The sequence below is a fragment of the Rhizobium altiplani genome, assembly GCF_001542405.1.
Classification (GTDB): Bacteria; Pseudomonadota; Alphaproteobacteria; order Rhizobiales; family Rhizobiaceae; genus Rhizobium; species Rhizobium altiplani.
Genome location: NZ_LNCD01000043.1, coordinates 1 through 4,630, shown reverse-complemented (window position 1 = coordinate 4,630; position 4,630 = coordinate 1). Strand labels below are relative to the sequence as shown.

Below are 4,630 nucleotides of genomic sequence, written 5' to 3'. Positions count from 1 at the left end.
AGGCCGGCGACGTTGATTGAAACCTTCGAGGTCCAGACGCTGCTATACGGCGGCTTGAGCAAACACCCTTATGCGAGATGTCTTGCGATCAAATTTTCCGACGACCCCAAACAGGCATGCGCCTGGCTAGAATCGATCGAGGACCAGATCACCTTCGGAGATCAACCCCCGGCCGACAAGGTGTTGATTTTCGCGCTGACGGCGGATGGCTTGAAACGCTTGGGCCTGCCTTCCGATGTCGGGGACTCCTTCCCGACCGCATTCCGCTTGGGGATGGGTTCGCCCGGCCGGGCCAACCTGCTTGCCGATACCGGCGATGACAAAGCCGGCACATGGCTGTGGGGCGGGCCGGAAAAAGCAATCGACGCGACGCTGCTGCTTTACGCAGATTCACAAACCACTCTTGTCTCATATGCCAGCGAGTTGAGCTCGGGCATCGATGCCGCCGGAGGAAAGGTGCTGCATCAGGTGACACCGACACCGTTGCCGCAGCCGAGACCGGGCGAAACGGCAGCGCAAATGGTCAGAGAGCCCTTTGGCTTCGCCGACGGCATATCACAACCGATCATAAAGGGTACGCGGCGCTGGATGCGCCAGTCGGACGCCATTCATGCCGTTGAGCCGGGAGAATTCTTGCTTGGTTATCCCGACACGCGCGGCTTCTTCCCGCCATCGCCGCAGGTGCCGGCCGCGATGGACCACGACAATCTTTTGCCGCTCGCCGATCCGAAGCACTCCCGCGGCACTTATCAGCCGGATTTCGAAATGAGCAGCGCGACTGCCGCCCGTGACCTCGGACGAAACGGCACGTTCCTGGTGATCCGTCAGCTCGCACAGTATGTCGATGTCTTCAACGATTACGTGAATGATGCGGCCGCCCGCTATGCCGGCCATCCGGCAATCCCGGATCAGCTCGAACCGCAGCTGTTGCCGGAATGGATCGGTGCGAAGATGGTCGGTCGCTGGAAGGACGGTTCCTCGCTGGTGCGGTATCCGAATGGTCCGGCAACGGGGAAACAGCATGGCGAAACGTTTCGCCCTGACAACGATTTCCTTCCTGGGGCCGAGGATCCACTCGGCGCGCGTTGTCCCTTGGGGGCCCACATTCGCCGATCCAATCCACGCGACAGTCTGGCGCCGGGCTCAAAGGATGAGCTTTCGATCGTCAATCGTCATCGCATCCTGCGCGTTGGACGAGGCTTCGACGCAGTTGGCGGTAGCGATCCGGAGGAGCAAAAGCCCGGTCTCCTTTTCATGTGCCTCAACGCCGACATCGAACGTCAATTCGAATTCGTTCAGCAGACCTGGGCCACAGCCTGGCAGTTCCACGGATTGGAAAACGAAGTCGATCCGATCACCGGTCGTGGGGGCGGCATGGGGCGGCTGACGATCCCATCGGCGCGCGGCCCGCTGAACCTGACGGGGATAAAGGATTTCGTGCGGGTGCGCGGTGGAGCCTACCTGTTCATGCCAAGCAGGAGTGCCGTTCGGTTCCTCGCCCGCATTGAGCAAGGACCCGACGCTGAAATGCCGCCCCCGCGCGAAGACAAGCTCAATGAAGAACGGTCGTTGCTGAGCACGAAAGACTGAGGGCAAAGCGTCCGACGACGTGCACCTTGCAGATGTGGATGGCGACATGCCGCGTGAATGACCAAGATCTCGGAGGGAAAAATGCTGGGACGTTTGATATGTGTAGCGCTTTTCGGAATGGCCGCGCCGATCCAGGCCGTGGCGGCGGATTTCACACTCGGCAACTGGAACATTCAAACGCTGGTCTACCCCGGCGACCCCAAGACCGTTTTTCCCGATGATCATATCCGCACGCAGCAGGATTACGCCGACCTCAGACACTGGCGTGACGCTGTATCCGCAGATGTCCTGTTTCTACAAGAGGTCACAAGCCCGTCTGCGCTGGACGCGGTTTTTCCAGTGGCCGAAGGTTGGGAGCATTGCATCAGTGGCCAATTTGCGGAAGCCGAGGGCCAGAATATCGCTCCAGTTTGTACCAAGAATGGCATGACCGCTGTCAAGCCGACGACTGCGACGCGCGTTCAATACCCGGCAGTGGCCTTGCGGCCGAACTCACAGCTGAAGATCATTTCTGCGGCAGATTATAAACCGCTCGATGTCACCTTTGACGACAACGGAACGATCCGCCGGATCCGGTGGGGCCTGGACGTCACGATCCAATCACCGGGCGGCTCGACGGTGCGGGTGCTTGATGTTCATCTCAAGAGTGGCTGCTTCGACGACTTTATCAGTTTCAAACTCTGGAACACTGATCCGGCAACTGGACAGCCAGCCAGCCGGGCATGCGATACCTTGGGACAGCAGATGTATCCGCTTCGCAAATGGATCGAGGCGCGCGAAACCGCGGGTGAAGCGTGGATGATTGTCGGTGACTTTAATCGCCGCCTCGACGCGCAGCCGGGTGCGATCCCCGATGAAGTTTGGATTGCACTGAGCGGCTATAGCGCCGACAAGACCGGTCACGACAGGGATCCGCGGTCGGATGCTCAACTCTTCCGGCAGCCCTATGAAAACATGTCGACATGTTGGCGCGAATTCCGCCAGCCGAACCCATCCGGCATCGCCAACCCCGACGACTATAACATTCTTCCCATCGAGTTCTTCCTCTACGGCACCCGGGCCGCAGCCATGATCGTGCCGGAATCGGAAAAGCAATTTCCCTGGCCCAACCCGACGCCGGGCGACAAGGTGCGCCTCTCCGATCACTGCCCCAGCAGTCTAGCCATCAAGATGAACTAGGAGGACCGGCCATTGAAAATGCAACTGAGTTATGCGCTGGCCGTCATGCTGATTGCGGGCGCTCCGAATGCGAATGCGGCGTCGCCGACCGTCCGAGACGAGTTCGATGCCACGAGCGTGTCCGACAACTGGTTTTCATGCGGTCGGGACGAAAACAGGTTCTCCTTCGGCAAAATCCCGGATGAGGCAAGGTCAGCGGCAACACAGATCGTCAGGGCGCTGCCGCAAAATAATGTGCTGGCCTTTGCCTGGCATCCCAAAGGATGCGCGCGTGAAGACGGCACCTACGATCGCGATGGCAGCGAACGCTCGGAACTGTGGGAAGCGGAGAAGGTTCTGGCGCCGATGGGCACCGACATTTGGTACCGTTTCGACATGTTCGTCGATGCAAGCATCACGCCGACCACAGGACGATTTGTGATCGGACAATGGAAACAAACAAACTCCCCGCAAGACGCTCCTATCCTTGCCCAGCGTTTCAACGGCCGAGCTTTCACCGTCTCCATCGAACAGGATAACGCCGATCCGAACCGTGACCCGAAGAACGTCCTTTGCCGCGTTTTCATCGCCTCGCAGGAGACCGCGCCGGTCGAACCCGGATTCGGCAATGCACATACGCTCGTCAAGCCGGCGCAACTCTTCTCGTTGATGAAAAACCAGATGCTGTCGGTCGGCCATGACGCCGAGGATCTCGCCCATGGAGCAGCCCCGTTGTCGCTCCCGGGCCTGACCGGCTGTGCGCAAGGGTTGTCGGTCACCCGCTATAATTCGCTACCCGATCCGTTCGGCAAATGGACGACGATGGTTTATCACCTGCGTCTGGTCTCCGACAAAACAGGTCTGATTGAAATCTGGGCTGACGGGAAAAAGATCTCCAAAACCGAGGGCGTTATCGGCTTTAAGCCCTTTCTCGCGAAGGAGCGCGAATATTTCAAATTCGGCTCATATCGCAACCACGCCGAGTTCGAAACGGTAACGCGCCTCGATCACTTCATCCGCAGCGAGCGGAAGGAGGATGTCGATCCAGACGGTACGCTCGCGCCGCCCTGACCGACGACGAACTGGCGCAGGGCCGTGGGCCATGCGCCAAGAACAAAAGCATATCCACGGATCGATGGAAGGAGAGTTAGCATGAACCCGCGAGGGCTGACGGCTATGGCCACACCGAACAAACCTGTATCGCCTGGACCATCCGGACTCTGGCGAGTTTTTCTCGTCACTTCCGTGTTGCTGGCCCTATCGTCGTCTGCGGAGGCCGGAAACGCCCTCGAGAATGCGATAGAGAAAGCCCAGCCTTGCCAGTCGCTAAAGGTAAAGACTGGGCTGTTCAGCATCGGTGTGGACAAATTCGAGAAAGTCGAAATCGAAGAATTCGCCGTCGACGTGAAAGGGGATCTTGCGACAGCAAGAGCCATAGGTTCACTGACTTGCCGCACATCGGACGCTGCGGCCCTGAAAGGTAACGTCTCGGCCCGACTTAGTTTCGACGCGGAAATGAACCTCACCACCTGCGTGGTGAGCCGCCGAGACATCAAGCTTCTTTCCGCTGGTGGGACATTCGGCGACGTCGTGAAGGCGCTTGGCGAGCAGATTTCTCAATCACTTGGCGATGGCCTGTCCAACGAGGCCAAGAAATTGTGCGAGTAGCACGTGCGACAGCAAGAGGGGAACGGTAAATGAGCGAAACATCTGCGGGAGATGCCGGAACGTTCCTAAAGGATCCAGTCGTCCGGCTTGCCCTCATTACTCTGGCGGGTCTTGTTCTAGCCCTATGGATCGCACGCGCGCCCACGAGCTATACCGGCAAGCTCCCGTTGATCGGCGACTATATTCCTCTCAAACTGAATGCCGTGTACTTCAT

4 protein-coding genes and 1 pseudogene are annotated in these 4,630 nt (G+C 58.8%); all 5 read left to right on the top strand.

Annotated elements, in window-relative coordinates; all coding sequences use genetic code 11:
- Positions 1 to 1,590, top strand: a 1,590-nt coding sequence (locus tag AS026_RS09535) for a Dyp-type peroxidase (protein WP_425349778.1), incomplete at its 5' end; no start/stop codon positions are given.
- An 81-nt stretch (positions 1,591 to 1,671) separates the two neighbouring features.
- Entirely contained in the window at positions 1,672 to 2,769 is a 1,098-nt protein-coding gene (locus AS026_RS09530; protein ID WP_062369543.1) for an endonuclease/exonuclease/phosphatase family protein, read from the top strand.
- Between the two features lie 18 nt (positions 2,770 to 2,787).
- Positions 2,788 to 3,819: a heparin lyase I family protein gene (locus tag AS026_RS09525; RefSeq protein ID WP_245307409.1), complete on the top strand. Its 1,032-nt coding sequence runs from the start codon at positions 2,788 to 2,790 to the stop codon at positions 3,817 to 3,819.
- A gap of 81 nt (positions 3,820 to 3,900) precedes the next feature.
- A complete protein-coding gene (locus tag AS026_RS09520) occupies positions 3,901 to 4,416 on the top strand; it encodes an LBP/BPI/CETP family protein (protein ID WP_062369541.1) in 516 nt (171 codons plus the stop codon).
- 29 nt (positions 4,417 to 4,445) lie between these two features.
- Positions 4,446 to 4,630, top strand: a pseudogene (locus tag AS026_RS09515) (hypothetical protein); the annotation flags it as partial.

Bases quoted from the DNA above. Each gene is read 5' to 3' on its own strand.
- AS026_RS09520 (WP_062369541.1), top strand. From the start codon at position 3,901: ATGAACCCGCGAGGGCTGACGGCTATGGCCACACCGAACAAACCTGTA.
- AS026_RS09530 (WP_062369543.1), top strand. From the start codon at position 1,672: ATGCTGGGACGTTTGATATGTGTAGCGCTTTTCGGAATGGCCGCGCCG.
- AS026_RS09525 (WP_245307409.1), top strand. From the start codon at position 2,788: ATGCAACTGAGTTATGCGCTGGCCGTCATGCTGATTGCGGGCGCTCCG.